This is a genomic window from Kitasatospora sp. NPDC058406, assembly GCF_042722765.1.
Taxonomy (GTDB): Bacteria; Actinomycetota; Actinomycetes; order Streptomycetales; family Streptomycetaceae; genus Kitasatospora.
The window spans coordinates 27044-39596 of the sequence record NZ_JBHXKE010000064.1; the positions used below are offsets into that span (position 1 = coordinate 27044).

Annotated in this window: 14 protein-coding genes; 5 read left to right on the forward strand and 9 right to left on the reverse strand. The window is 73.5% G+C overall.

All coding sequences use genetic code 11. The features are described 5' to 3' along the window. From ACFWOG_RS15180 to ACFWOG_RS15215, 8 genes are all read right to left on the reverse strand, one after another. A partial coding sequence (locus ACFWOG_RS15180) for a serine hydrolase (protein WP_380358513.1) occupies positions 1 to 378 on the reverse strand: 378 nt, incomplete at its 3' end. A gap of 187 nt (positions 379 to 565) precedes the next feature. After that, the gene (locus ACFWOG_RS15185; RefSeq protein WP_380358515.1) at positions 566 to 1870 is read right to left on the reverse strand and encodes a serine hydrolase domain-containing protein; all 1305 of its coding nucleotides are present in this window, start codon (positions 1868 to 1870) and stop codon (positions 566 to 568) included. A gap of 258 nt (positions 1871 to 2128) precedes the next feature. After that, the gene (locus ACFWOG_RS15190) at positions 2129 to 2899 is read right to left on the reverse strand and encodes a CDP-alcohol phosphatidyltransferase family protein (RefSeq protein ID WP_329883665.1); all 771 of its coding nucleotides are present in this window, start codon (positions 2897 to 2899) and stop codon (positions 2129 to 2131) included. Positions 2900 to 3094: 195 nt separating this feature from the next. Continuing rightward, the gene (locus tag ACFWOG_RS15195; RefSeq protein ID WP_380358518.1) at positions 3095 to 3883 is read right to left on the reverse strand and encodes a YidC/Oxa1 family membrane protein insertase; all 789 of its coding nucleotides are present in this window, start codon (positions 3881 to 3883) and stop codon (positions 3095 to 3097) included. Between the two features lie 161 nt (positions 3884 to 4044). After that, a complete protein-coding gene (locus ACFWOG_RS15200) occupies positions 4045 to 4341 on the reverse strand; it encodes a DUF6412 domain-containing protein (protein WP_329952455.1) in 297 nt (98 codons plus the stop codon). Between the two features lie 79 nt (positions 4342 to 4420). Next, entirely contained in the window at positions 4421 to 4954 is a 534-nt protein-coding gene (locus ACFWOG_RS15205; RefSeq protein WP_380358521.1) for a hypothetical protein, read from the reverse strand. Then, a complete protein-coding gene (locus ACFWOG_RS15210) occupies positions 4951 to 6420 on the reverse strand; it encodes a hypothetical protein (RefSeq protein WP_380358524.1) in 1470 nt (489 codons plus the stop codon). Before ACFWOG_RS15210 ends, ACFWOG_RS15205 begins: the two co-directional genes overlap by 4 nt. Positions 6421 to 6423: 3 nt before the next feature. After that, positions 6424 to 6843, reverse strand: a complete 420-nt coding sequence (locus ACFWOG_RS15215) for a hypothetical protein (protein WP_380358526.1) — start codon at positions 6841 to 6843, stop codon at positions 6424 to 6426. Positions 6844 to 6980: 137 nt separating this feature from the next. Here ACFWOG_RS15215 and ACFWOG_RS15220 point away from each other — a divergent pair, with 137 nt between their 5' ends. Together ACFWOG_RS15220 and ACFWOG_RS15225 are read left to right on the forward strand one after the other, a co-directional pair. Next, complete coding sequence (locus ACFWOG_RS15220) at positions 6981 to 7265, forward strand: type II toxin-antitoxin system Phd/YefM family antitoxin (RefSeq protein ID WP_188295332.1); 285 nt, start codon at positions 6981 to 6983, stop codon at positions 7263 to 7265. Continuing rightward, positions 7258 to 7683, forward strand: a complete 426-nt coding sequence (locus ACFWOG_RS15225) for a type II toxin-antitoxin system VapC family toxin (RefSeq protein ID WP_329952452.1) — start codon at positions 7258 to 7260, stop codon at positions 7681 to 7683. The genes ACFWOG_RS15220 and ACFWOG_RS15225 overlap by 8 nt, the downstream gene beginning before the upstream one ends. Before the next feature lie 117 nt (positions 7684 to 7800). Here ACFWOG_RS15225 and ACFWOG_RS15230 read toward each other — a convergent pair whose 3' ends face one another. Beyond that, positions 7801 to 8901, reverse strand: a complete 1101-nt coding sequence (locus ACFWOG_RS15230) for a Gfo/Idh/MocA family oxidoreductase (RefSeq protein WP_380358528.1) — start codon at positions 8899 to 8901, stop codon at positions 7801 to 7803. 581 nt (positions 8902 to 9482) lie between these two features. Here ACFWOG_RS15230 and ACFWOG_RS15235 point away from each other — a divergent pair. From ACFWOG_RS15235 to ACFWOG_RS15245, 3 genes are all read left to right on the forward strand, one after another. Beyond that, the gene (locus tag ACFWOG_RS15235) at positions 9483 to 10262 is read left to right on the forward strand and encodes an HAD-IIA family hydrolase (protein ID WP_329883673.1); all 780 of its coding nucleotides are present in this window, start codon (positions 9483 to 9485) and stop codon (positions 10260 to 10262) included. An 84-nt stretch (positions 10263 to 10346) separates the two neighbouring features. Next, positions 10347 to 11585: a low temperature requirement protein A gene (locus ACFWOG_RS15240; RefSeq protein ID WP_380358531.1), complete on the forward strand. Its 1239-nt coding sequence runs from the start codon at positions 10347 to 10349 to the stop codon at positions 11583 to 11585. Between the two features lie 181 nt (positions 11586 to 11766). After that, a complete protein-coding gene (locus tag ACFWOG_RS15245) occupies positions 11767 to 12444 on the forward strand; it encodes a uracil-DNA glycosylase (protein WP_329883756.1) in 678 nt (225 codons plus the stop codon). The last annotated feature ends 109 nt before the right edge of the window (positions 12445 to 12553 follow it).

Here is a 12553-nt window from a genome sequence, read left to right on the forward strand (position 1 = left end):
CACGAGCGGTACCACCACCGCCCACACCAACCACTTGGTCACGCTGCCGATGCGGAACCGGCCGTCCGACCGGCCGGGCGGCCCGTCGGCCAGGTCGGCGGTCCCGGCGGCGCCCCGCCACAGGGGGCGGCCGGCGTCGCGGATCTCCGCGAGCGCGGCGGTCATCCCGCCGTGCTCCACGAGGTGCCGCAGTTCCTGCTGTCCGTCGACGCGGGGCCGACGTTCCTGCGCGGACCCGGTAGCGGATCCTGATGCCCCCGCCGCCACCGCTGCGGTAGGAGCGAGCGTGACGACGGTGGCCCCGGCCAGGGCGACGGCTGCGAGCCGCAGCCCCGCCCGGCGTCGCCGGTACGGAGATCGAGCCTGAACGATGGTCATGGTGCCCCGCCCCTTCCGACCCGGCCCCGGGCCGTCCGCACCACGATCGCACCGAACGGAACACCGGCGCGTCGTCCTGAGGGGGTCATCGACCGTGCGTCCCAAGGACCGGACGCCCGGCCGAAGGGAAGGCGTGACGCACGGTCAAATCATCGTCAAGGCGCTTGACTTGTTGAGTTTCGCGGTATCAGCGCAGCGTCTTGAAGGTCGTCGACGGCGGGCCGCCGTCCGCTCCCTTCGCCGCGGGGGTCCCCGGGGCCGCCGCCGTGTCCGGGCCGCAGGCGGCCCTCAGGATGAACGTGTTCAGCGTGGTCTCGGTCTCCTCGGTCTCGGTGCCCTCCAGCAGGTTGAACGAGAGGGCGAACTGCCGCGAGCCGTCCCGCGTCCCCAGCAGCACCGAGTTGAACCCCGGGATGCCCCCGGTGTGGCCCCAGACCTCGCCGCACGGCAGGTCGTAGCGGATCAGGCCCAGCCCGTAGTGCGCGCCGATCATCGGCGCCGGGACGGCCGTGGTCATCTCGGCCAGCCGGGCGGCCGACAGCAACTTGCCGCCGAACAGGGCGGCGTGGAAGCGGTCGAGGTCGCTGGTGGTGGAGATGCCGTTGCCGGCCGCGTCCCCGACGGTCGGGTTGATCAGGGTGACGTCCGCCGGACCCTCCGGCAGCTTGACGTACCCGTGCGCGTGCGGGCCGGGGATCCCGGGCCACGAGCCCGGGAAGGAGGTGTTGTCGAGGTTCAGCGGCTCGACGATCCGCTTCTCGACCTCGCGCTGCCAGGTGTGGCCGGTGACCTTCTTGATGATCATCCCGGTGAGGATGTAGTTGGTGTTGGAGTAGTGCCAGCCCTGGCCGGGCGCGAAGTACGGCGCGTGCTGCACGCCGACCGTGACCAGCTGCTCCGGGCGGTAGTTCGTCCAGCGCCCCTGGGCGAGGAACGCGCGCAGGCTCGCCTCGTCGTGGAAGAGGAACTGCGGGTCCTCCAGGTAGTCGTACAGACCGCTGGTGTGGTTCAGCACCTGCCGCAGCGTGATCGCGCCGCCGTTCGGCACGACCCCCGGCAGGTAGCGGTCGACCGGGTCGTCCAGCCGGAGCCGGCCCTCGTCGGCCAGCTGAAGCACCACGGTGGAGACGAAGGTCTTGGTGATGCTGCCGATCCGGAACCGGCCGTCGGCGCGCGCCGGACGTCCGGAGTCCAGGTCGGTGACGCCGGCCGCGTCGCGCCAGGTCCGGCGGCCGTTCTCGCGCGTCTCGCCGAGCGCGGCGGTCGAGGAGCCCCGCGAGACGATGTCCCGCAGCTCCGGGCCCAGGTCGACGGACGGGCGGTGCCGGTCGGACGAGGCCGAGGAGTCGGCGGAGTCGGTGGCGGCGCCGGCCCCCGCCGCCACCGCCGTCGGGGCCAGCGAGACGACGGTCGCCCCGGCCAGCGCGGCGGCGGCGAACCGCAGGGCGAGCCTGCTGCGGCGGCGCGGCCGAACGAAGTGGTTGGCGTGCATGGTGATCCCTCCCGGGCCCGACCTCCGGGCCCCGGCCACCACGTTCGCATCCGCACCGCGCCGCCCGCGTCGTCCTGCGGAGGGTGCCGCGGTGCGTCCTGCGGGTACCCCTCCGGAGCCGAACGGCGGGGGACGTTCGTCGTCAAATACTCTGCGGGTGGCTTGACTTGAGGTCCGGGATGGGCGCATCGGGGCCCGCCGTGCCACCGCTGCTGCCGGTGGGGCGGACCGTGCTGTCGGTGAGGTTGGTGGAGCCGCTCAGCGCAGGCGGGAGGACGAGAGGATCGACGCCAGGTGGGCGACGACCATCCCCCAGGTGATCACCGCGATCGCCGCGACCGTCCCCTGCGTCGGATCGGTGGAACCCACCACCGCGTCCGCGACCGCCGCGGCCAGCAGCACCAGCGACGCCTCGATGCCGTTGGTCACCCGGTGGATCTTGAGGATCGAGCCCAGCCGCCGCGCCGTCGCGATGCCCTGCGACCGCGGCTGCGTCGACTCCTCGTCCGCCGGGGCCAGCCCGCTGCGCGCCCGCGCCACGTCGACCAGGTCCGTGGACGCCTTCAGCAGCACCACGCCCAGCGCGGCCGCCAGCCCCACCGACACCCACAGCTCCGACCCGCCCCGGGCCGCCCGGACGCCCGCACCGATCATCAGTGCGGCGTCCGCCAGGTAGGCGCCGAGCCGGTCCACGTACACCCCGGCCGTGCTGAACCGGCGCGTCCAGCGCGCAACCTCGCCGTCCACGCAGTCGAAGAACAGGAACCCCTGGAACAGCACCGCCGCCAGCGCGGCCCCCGCCAACCCCGGGATCAACAGCGCCGCCCCGGCCCCGACCCCGCACACCACCATCAGCCAGGTGAGGGTGTTCGGCGAGACCGACGTCCGCACCAGGTGCCGGGTCGCCCGCAGGGAGAGCCGCCGCATGTAGAGCCGGCCCGCCCAGTGCTCCCCGTTGCGGCTCGCCAGCTTCGCCTGCGGCTGGCAGACCTCCCGCAACTCGGCCAACGCCGGAGCAGCGACCACCATGACGACATCCCTCCACCTGTCCGTCGGCCGGGGACCCGGGTGGTCGGCGGACGACGAAAACGATCAGCTCAGGCTAGAGCAGCGCCACCCGCCGGTCGGCTCCCGGTCAGGGGCGGGGGGAGCGGTGGTCGGCACGGGGCCGGGGCGGCTCACCGGGGCGGCGGCCGGGCGGCGCGCCGCCCCGGTCGGCCGCCGTCAGACCAGCGCCACGCCCGCGCCCACCGGCACCGGCGCGTTACGGTGCAACCACGCCCGCTCGGCGGCCGACCACGCGGTGGTCGTCAGCAGGTAGACCCCGGCGGCCAGCGGCACCAGTGCGGCGAACAGCACCGTGCCGAACGACAGGTACGGCAACAGCGCGAGCGCCGGCTGCGGCAACGCGGTCTCGGCCGCCGGACCGCCCTTCGCCCCGCCCTTCGCCCGGCCGCCCCGAGCCTTCCTCGCCTGCTCCGCCTGCAACGCCTGCTGCTCCTTCTGCGCGGCCTGCGCCCGACGGGCCCGCCGGAAGCCGACGTACGCCACCGCCGCCAACCCGGCGTACAGCGCGCCGAACACCACCCACTGCGCCACGCCCTGCGCGCTCCCCGCGTGCAGGCCCAGCGGGACGCCGAACAGGGTGTGGCCGAGCAGGTCGTTCGGCGTCGTGAACAGCCGGTACATCACCGAGAAGAACGGAATCTGCACCAGCATCGGCAGACATCCGGCGAGCGGCGAGGACTTCTCCTGCGCGTACAGCGCGGCAAGGGCCTCCCGGAGCTTCTCCGGCCGGTCCTTGTGCCTCCGGTTCAGCTCGGCGACCTGCGGCGCCAACCGGGTCCGGGTCTGCTCGCCCCGCGCCGCGGCCCGCGCCAGCGGGTGCAGCGCCAACCGGACGCAGACGGTGAACAGGACGATCGCGAGCGCCGTCGGCACGACCTGGGCCAGCGCGGCGACGACGTCGTGGGCCAGGCCGACGGCCGGGTCGAGAAATGCGAAAACGGACATGGTGGAGCGAGCCCTCCGGGGGTCTCGGCGCGCTGCGGCAAGCGGCATGCGGCGCGTACGACACGGCGTACGGGGCATGCGCGGCGGAAGGCCGGCGGCGCGCGGAAATGAGTGGTCGGCGGAGGACGGCCGCGTCAACGGCCCAGCAGTCGTGCGGGGGGTTACGCGGCCGCCGGGGCCGCCCCCGGCGCCCTGGGGCGTCGCCGGCCCCGGGCATCCGGATCACGCTGCGGAAGGAACGCCGTCCTGAACGCGCGTCTGCGCAACACCCCGGCCCTGACGGCGGCGGGAGCCCGCGCCCCCAACAGCCGCGAGACGACCAGCGCCCCCGCGACCGCTCCGGTCACCAGCACCACGGCCGCTGCGGCCGCCACCGAGGCCAGCGACCCGCCACCCTCGACGAGCCACTCCCCACTCAGCACCCGGAACACCCCGAGCAGCATCGCGACCAGCGCCACGGCGTGCTCCTTCCTGTGCTCCGGACCAGTGCTCCAGCCCAGGATACGGCCGGGCTGCCACAGAGGTTCCCGACTCGGTTCAGGGGAAGTGCGCGGCGGTGACCCACACCTGTCTGGTCCCGTCGGGCCACGGCGCGAGGCAGACCGTCGTCCCGATCCTCTTGCCGCCACCGGGGGAGTAGTAGTCCCCGCAGGTCAGGGGAAACATGCTGGACGGGTCCGGTGCCCCGATGTGGAGGAGGTTGTCCAGATCGATGGCAGCCACGTGCCGGCTCTCCTTCCAAGCCGGCACGGGAAGGGATGCCAGGAACGCGTCCACTCCGGCCTGTGGAATCCGGAACGCGAGGGCGGCGAGGTCGTCCTGAAACCCGAGCTGGTAGCCCCACCGGACATCGGCTGCCGAGCCCGGTACCTCCACGTGCGCGAACCGGGCGACCTCCTCCGAGGTCGTGGTCGTCCAAGCCCCGGGCCGCCCGCTGTCCGGCTTCGGATGGCGGAACTCCGCATCCGCCCAGAACAGCAGGCCCACGGCCGCGCCCAGGAGCACGAGCGGGAGCACCACGAGCACCCAGATCCACACCCGCCGTCGTCGCCCGGACCGTGCGCCGCTCATCGGGTCTGCCTCCCCGGGTCGGCCGGCCCGCCCTCCCGGTCGGCGTACCGTTCGCCGGTACCACCCGGTACCAAGGGTGAGTCGTCGCCGACCGTCCGGGTCGAGGTCGAACTCCTGCCGCTGATGTCGTACTCCTGCGCCAGGCCCGTCTGGTGGAGTCTCTGCATGTCCTTGTCGGAGACGCTGACTCCCGCGATGTTCGTGCTCTTGAGCTGGTCCCAGTTGTACTTGTCCCAGACATTGACCTGGTACTGCATGGAAACCGCAGGCTTGCCGTCGGCCCCGGGCTTGACCGTGACCAGCCCTGACACGACGCACGCCTGACTACCCACGGCAGTGAACCAGTTGGGCTGCTGGTCCTGCCCGAACGTGTAGTCGTTGCGTTTGGTGCGCTCGGTCTCCACCGGAACGGCTACCGGTGATCCCCCTGCCTTCTGGTAGGCGGCAAGGGCGGTCTCACGCCACTGGGCATCGCCGGCCGCCAGCAGCGAGTCCACGTGGTTGCGGAAGTTGGGGTCATCGCGCAGCATCCGGTCCACGCTCACGGTCAAGGGTTCGCCGCTCGCGTCCAGGAAGTGCTGCATGTGACGTGCAGCGTCCTCACGACCCATGACCGTGCCACCGGCGACGAGAGTGGTGGCGAAGGCGTGGAACGTCCGATCGCCGGCGTCGGGCTCGCGGACGTGGAACGGGCCCGCGCCGCTGTCGGGCGGTGACCACTTGTAGGTCGGGTCGAGGATCCCGGCCTCGATCAGCGGGCCCGGTGAGAGCTCCAGCAGCTGCGCCCGGACGGCGGGGTCCACCGTCGCCCACCAGGCCGGTACGTCCTTGCGGTCCTTGGGCATGCCGACCGCGCCCATGACGTCCGCCTTCGCGTCCTGAACGGCGCCCGGGCGGGTTGCCGGGTCGACCTGGGTGGGGTCGAGGGCGCGCAGGGCCGCGGCGGCCGTGGTGTCGGCCTCGGTGGCCGTGGTCACGGCCTTGCGCATGGCCTCGATGTGCTGCTGTACCTCGTCCCACTTCCGCTTCTGGTAGGCGATCGAGTCCGGGTCGTTGCGCTCCTCGGCGGGGAGGGGCGGCAGGGTGACGGTGCCGTCGTCCGAGACGGTCGCGCCGAGCCCCTCGGCGTCGCCGACGGCGCGCAGCAGGTCCTGCCTGGCCCGGGCGAACGCGGACTCGGCCCGGCGCAGGGCGGCCGTGACGGCGAGTGCCTCGTAGCGGAACGCGGTCAGCTCGTCGGCCAGCAGGCCGATCTCCCGGGCGGCCTCGTCGGCCGCGAGGCCGGTCCACGCGCGGCTCCCCGGGGCCGAGAACGCGTGCGGTCCGACTCCGGTCAGCGGTTGCAGGACGCCCGACCGCAGCCGGCCGGCGATCTGTTCGACGTGTCCGGAGACGCCGTTCCAGGTGTCTCCGGCCTTGCCCAGCGGTTCGAAGGAGCCGTGGCGGAGCTGCGCGAAGGTCACCACGGCTCACGGCTCCTTGAACGTGGAGGCGGAGGACCCGTCGGTCGACCGGTAGGCGCCGGCGGTGGCCTCCAGCCGGTCGGCGGTCAGGCCGAGGCGGTTGTCCATGCTGGTCCAGCGGGCCTTCCACCAGGTGAGGACCTGGGAGAGCGCGGCCCCCGTGCTCCAGCAGTCGGCGGACAGCGCCCGGGCCGCCGCGCCGGTGTCCGGCTCGATGTGGAGGACCGAGTTCCTCAGCTCGCCCTGGAGGCGTCGGGACACCCCGGCCGCCTGCCGGAGGGCGGCCGGTTCGACGTGGACCGGGGCGCTCCCGGAGGTGCCGGTGGCCCACGGGCCCGGGCCGGTGGCCTGGGCGGGGATGCCGGCCGGTGGGCCGTCCTGGCCGTAGAGCCAGGGGTTGTGTTGTGCCTCGGTGGTGTCGGTCATGGCCAGAGCCCCCTCTGTCCGCCGTGCGCTGCGTCGACGGTCGGACGTTAGCGCACCGACGGTCCGGGTGTGGGGCGTTTCCGGAGGGCGGTGCAGGGGTGTAGCCGCCGGTGCTACACGGGGCTACCTTGGAAAGCATGAAGACGATTACCCAGCGGGAGTTCCGGAACAACTCCGCAGCGGTGATGGACGCGGTGGAGGCGGGGGAGACCTTCCACATCACGAGGAACGGGGTCGAGGTCGCGGAGCTGCGGCCGGTGTCGGGCCGGCGGCGGCTCACGGCGGAGGAACTGGTGGCGCGGCACGTGAAGCTGCCGCGGGTCGACTACCAGCAGATGCGCAAGGAGGCCGAGGAGTACTTCGGTCCCGAGGAACTGGTGGGCGACGAGGACGGCGACCCGTTCGAGCGGCGGCGTGGCTGAGCGGCGGAGAGCACCCCGTCGCCGGCGGCCGGCCGGGGTGCTGGACACCTGCGTCTACATCGACCTCGCGCTGCTCGGCGCGGCCGACCTGCCCGCGGTGCCGGAGCTGACCGCGATCACCTTCGCCGAACTCCAGCAGGGCGTCTCGATGGCCCGCGACCCGGTCAGCCGGGCGGCGCGGCTGGAGGTGCTGGGCGCGGCGATGGCCGACTTCGAGCCGCTGCCGTTCGACGCGGCGGCGGCGGCCCGGTACGGGACGCTGGTCACCCTGACGATCGCCGCCGGCCGCCAGCCGCGCCCGCGCCGGATCGACCTGATGATCGCCGCGATCGCCTCCGCCCACGGCCTGCCGCTGTACACGCGCAACCTGGCGGACTTCAAGGGGCTGGGTCCGGCGGTCGAGGTCATCGGGATCTGAGGGTCGCCCCTCTCCTCCCCCTCCCCGCTCCGGTCCTCCGTTCGCCTGAGGAAGCCTGAGGAAGCCTGAGGAAGCCGGAGGGGGCGGGGGAGGCGTGGTGCCGCGGGGCTCCGGGGTTCAGCCGAGCCGGACGGCGGTGCCGGTGGCGGCGGAGGCGCGGGCGGCCTCCAGGACGGCGAGGGTGGCGACGGCGTCGCGGGGGTCGACCGGGGGCGGGGTGCCGGGGTCGGCGAGGGCGGCGGCGACGCCCGCGTAGAAGGCCGGGTAGTCGCCCGGGTCGGTCGGCAGCGGGGCGGCGGTCTCGTCGGTGCCGAGGGTGCCGTAGGACGCGGGGTCGTCGGCGCCCCACGGGGCGGTGCCGTCGGGGCGGCGGCCGGCCCGGAGGTCGGCCTCCTGCGGGTCCATGCCCGACTTGACGTAGCCGGCCCTGTCGCCGAGCACCCGTAGGCGGGGGCCGACGAGCGGGGTGACGGCGCTGGTCCACAGGTGCGAGCGGGTGCCGTCGGCGTGGGTGAGGGCGAGGAAGGCGTCGTCGTCGACGACCGCGCCGTCCCGGCGGACGTCGATCTCCGCGTACACCGTCTCGACCGGCCCGAACAGGGCGAGCGCCTGGTCGACCAGGTGGCTGCCCAGGTCGTACAGGGTGCCGCCGACCTCGGCGGGGTCGGCCAGCTCGCGCCAGCCCGGCTTCGGCTTGGGCCGGAACCGTTCGAAGCGGGACTCGAACCGGTGGACCCGCCCGAGTGCGCCCTCGCGGACCAGACGGGCGGCGGTGAGGAAGTCGCCGTCCCAGCGACGGTTCTGGAAGACGGTGAGCAGGGTGCCGTGCGACTCGGCCAGCTCGCAGAGCTCCAGCGCCTCGGCGGCGGTGGCGGCGAGCGGCTTGTCGACCACGGTGGCCAGACCGGCTTCCAGGGCGGCCCGGGCGAGCGGGACGTGGGTGCGGTTGGGGGAGGCGATGACGACCAGGTCGAGCGCGTCCGGGTCGGCGAGCAGCTGCTCGGGGGTGTCGACGGCGCGGGCGTCGGGGTGCTCCCGGTGCAGCTGGGCGCGGCGGTCGGGGTTGGCGGTGACCACCGCGTCCAGTCGGAGCCCGGGGGTGGTGGCGATCAGCGGGGCGTGGAACGCGGAGCCGGCCAGGCCGTAGCCGATCAGGCCCACGCGGAACGGGCGGGCCGGGGCGGCGTTCCGGGAGACGGGGCGCGTGGAGGGGGTCATGGGCCCTACTCAACCACGGGGTGTCCGGTCTGCCCCGGTTCCTGCGTCACGGGGACCCTCCGGGGCGCCCGGGGAGGGGGGCGCGCCCCGGAGGGCTGTCTGCGGCGGTAGCTGTCGCCGCCGCGGTGGGGGTCGCGGCGGCAGCAGCTACCGCAGCGCCGAGGGGGTCCGTCCGGGCCCCTGGTCGGCGTGCCGTTCACGCTAACCGTGCCGGGCGGTTCTGCTGAGGGGTCATCACTGCGGTTAGGGGTGGGTTAAGGACTCGTTGAGACGGGGCGGGGCGGGGGAGCGGTGCGGAGGGACGGTCCTGCGGTGATCCTTCTCCGGCCCGTCCCGCACTCGTCCCGTACTCGACCTGCGCCCGTTCCCCGCGCGTCCCGTGCCCGTCCCGCTGGGCGGGACATGCTGCCGTCGGCCTGGTGTGCGGATTAGGCTGTGCCCCGTTGGGGCAGCCAGCAGTACCCCCGGCGGTCCGGTGTCCCGAGGAGGGTCCGGTCGGTGGGAGGCGCAACGGTGACGACGGTGCGCCGCAGTTTCGTATGACCATCGCACTACATGGCAAGACTTCGGGAGACACGCACGTGGCAGACCGCAAGCCCATCGAGTCCTGGCTGACCGACATGGACGGCGTCCTCATCCACGAGGGCACGCCGATCCCCGGCGCGGAGGAGTTCCTTCGTCGGCTGCGGGAGTCCGGCAAGCCGTTCCTGGTCCTCACCAACAACTCCATCTACACCCCGCGCGACCTCAGCGCCCGCCTGGCCGGCATGGGCCTGGAGGTGCCGGAGGAGTGCATCTGGACCTCGGCCCTGGCCACCGCCAGCTTCCTGAAGGGCCAGCGTCCGAACGGCACCGCCTACGTGATCGGCGAGGCCGGCCTGACCACCGCGCTCTACCAGGCCGGCTACGTGCTGACCGACAACCACCCGGACTACGTCGTCCTCGGTGAGACCCGCACCTACAGCTTCGAGGCGCTCACCAAGGCGATCCGCCTGATCAACCAGGGCGCCCGGTTCATCTGCACCAACCCGGACGAGACCGGCCCGTCCACCGAGGGCGTGCTGCCGGCCACCGGCTCGGTCGCCGCGCTGATCACCAAGGCGACCGGCGTCGAGCCGTACTTCGTCGGCAAGCCCAACCCGCTGATGATGCGCGAGGCGCTCAACACGGCCGGCGCCCACTCGGAGACCGCCGTCATGATCGGCGACCGGATGGACACCGACATCGTGGCCGGCATGGAGGCGGGCATGGAGACCATCCTGGTGCTCACCGGCCTCACCGCCGCCGCCGACGTGGAGCGTTTCCCGTACCGGCCGACCCGCGTGTTCAACTCCATCGCGGACCTCGTCGAGCTGGTCTAGCCTCGGCACTGCTGTTGCGGGCTCCGCCGCCCCGGCCGACGGTCGGGCGGCGGGGCCCGTTCGCTGTGCGCCGAGGAGGGGCGGATGGGTACTACGGGGGAATCACCGGTGGCGGTCGAGGAGAAACGGGTCACCTGGGCGGAGCTCTACTTCGACCTGGTCTTCGTCTTCGCCATCACCCAGGTCTCCGGTCTGCTGCACCACCACCACGACTGGGCCGGCGTCGGCCGGGCCCTGGTGGTGTTCGTGCCGGTCTACTGGTGCTGGGTCGGCACCACCGTCCAGGCCAACATCCGGGACGTGGACAACCCGCGCGACCGGCTCGGCATCCTCGCCGTCGGGCTGACCGGCCTGGTCATGGCGCTGGCCGTGCCCGGCGCGTACGGGGGCCGGGGCGTCCTGCTCGGCGCCGGGTACTGGGCGGCCCGGGTGGTCCTGCTGCTGCTGGTCGTCCGCGTCCCGGGCGTGTGGCGCGGACCGTACGGGGTCGGTGTGCTGGTCAGCGGACCGCTGCTGTTCGCCGGCGGGCTGCTGCCGGAGGGGCCGCGGACGGTGCTCTGGGCGCTGGCGGCGCTCTGCGACCTGTCCGCGCCGGTGCTCCTGCGCCGCCGGCTCGCCGCGGTGGCCTACCACCCCGTGCACATGCCGGAACGGTTCGCGCTCTTCCTGCTGGTCGCGCTGGGCGAGTCCATCGTCGGGATCGGCGCCACCGCGGCGGGGGTGCCCCTCGACGCGGCCGAACTCGTCGCCGTCACCGCCGCGTTCACCATCTCGGCGGGGCTCTGGTGGCAGTACTTCGTCCACGCGGCCGACGCCATGCGGCACGCGGTCACGGTCGCCGAGTCGCGCCGGGACGTCATCCGGCGCGTCTTCCAGTACGGGCACCTGGCGCTGGTGGCCGGGGTGATCGCGGTGGCGGTCGGCTTCGGCGAGACGGTGGCCGACCCGCGCCGGGCGCTCGGCGCGGGCACGGTGGCCCTGCTCTACGGGGGCTGCGGGCTGTACCTGCTCGCCTTCGGCTACACCCGGTGGATGATGTTCCGGAGGGTGGCGACCACCCGGATCGTGGCGGCGGCGGTGGTGCTGGCCCTGGCCCCGGTGATGGTGCGGTGGCCGGCGATCACGGCGCTGGTGGCGCTGGCGGTGGTGCTGGTGGTGCTGAACGTGGTCGAGCACCTCCGCGTGGCGCGGGCGGGGACCGCGGCGCCCGGCGGTGCGGCCCCCGGCGAACCGGTGGCCGCGGGCGCCGTCGTGGGCCCTGCGGCCCCGCTTGCCCCGGTGGCACCCGTGGCACCGGTGGCACCTGCGGCTCCGGCGGAGTGAACTGTCAGTGGGCCTGTGTAGCGTTCGGTGTGGAAAGAGGGCGTGCGGCGCAAGGGCCGCAGGGCGTCCGAGGGTCGGGGCGGTGCGGCGGTGAGCGGCCGTCCGGTGGGAGGTTGATGTCGTGACGGACACGGTCGAGGCGGGCGTGACGGAGCCGGGTACGCCGGAGGCGGGCGCCGGGCTGGAACTGCCCGAGTCCTGGCACACGGTGCTGGGCGCCGAGACGGAGAAGCCGTACTTCGCCGAGCTGGCGGCCTTCGTGGCGTCCGAGCGCGCGGAGCAGCAGGTCTTCCCGCCGAGCGGGCAGGAGTTCTCCGCGCTGGAGGCCACGCCGTACGACAAGGTCCGGGTGCTCGTCCTCGGCCAGGACCCGTACCACGACGACGGCCAGGCCCACGGCATGAGTTTCTCCGTGCTGCCCGGTACGAAGACGCCGCCGTCGCTGCGCAACATCTTCAAGGAGCTGGACGCCGACCTCGGCATCCCGGCGCCCGACAACGGCTACCTGATGCACTGGGCCGAGCAGGGCGTGCTGCTGCTCAACGCGGTGCTCACGGTCCGTGCGCACGAGGCCAACTCGCACAAGGCCAAGGGCTGGGAGAAGTTCACCGACGCGGTGATCAAGGCGGTGAGCGCGCGCGAGGAGCCGGTGGTCTTCGTGCTCTGGGGCAACTACGCCAAGAAGAAGCTGCCGCTGATCGACACCGAGAAGCACGTGGTGGTCCAGGGCGCCCACCCGTCGCCGCTCTCCGCCAAGCTGTTCTTCGGCAGCCGGCCGTTCTCCCAGATCAACACGGCGCTGGAGGGCTTCGGCGTCGACCCGATCGACTGGCGGGTGCCGGACCTCAAGCAGGGCTGATCCGCCGGGGGCCGCCGGGGCGCCCGGCCGTCCGCCCGGAAGGCCCTCCGGGGCATCTGACGTGCAGTCCACTCGGCGTCGGCCGCCCGCTGTTCACCGGCTGGTGAAC

What these genes read in the sequence shown, in the direction of transcription:
- ACFWOG_RS15240 (WP_380358531.1), top strand. Translation starts at nt 10,347, where the DNA reads ATGGGTACTACGGGGGAATCACCGGTGGCGGTCGAGGAGAAACGGGTC.
- ACFWOG_RS15215 (WP_380358526.1), bottom strand. Translation starts at nt 6,843, where the DNA reads ATGACCGACACCACCGAGGCACAACACAACCCCTGGCTCTACGGCCAG.
- ACFWOG_RS15190 (WP_329883665.1), bottom strand. Translation starts at nt 2,899, where the DNA reads ATGGTGGTCGCTGCTCCGGCGTTGGCCGAGTTGCGGGAGGTCTGCCAG.
- ACFWOG_RS15220 (WP_188295332.1), top strand. Translation starts at nt 6,981, where the DNA reads ATGAAGACGATTACCCAGCGGGAGTTCCGGAACAACTCCGCAGCGGTG.
- ACFWOG_RS15185 (WP_380358515.1), bottom strand. Translation starts at nt 1,870, where the DNA reads ATGCACGCCAACCACTTCGTTCGGCCGCGCCGCCGCAGCAGGCTCGCC.
- ACFWOG_RS15205 (WP_380358521.1), bottom strand. Translation starts at nt 4,954, where the DNA reads ATGAGCGGCGCACGGTCCGGGCGACGACGGCGGGTGTGGATCTGGGTG.
- ACFWOG_RS15195 (WP_380358518.1), bottom strand. Translation starts at nt 3,883, where the DNA reads ATGTCCGTTTTCGCATTTCTCGACCCGGCCGTCGGCCTGGCCCACGAC.
- ACFWOG_RS15230 (WP_380358528.1), bottom strand. Translation starts at nt 8,901, where the DNA reads ATGACCCCCTCCACGCGCCCCGTCTCCCGGAACGCCGCCCCGGCCCGC.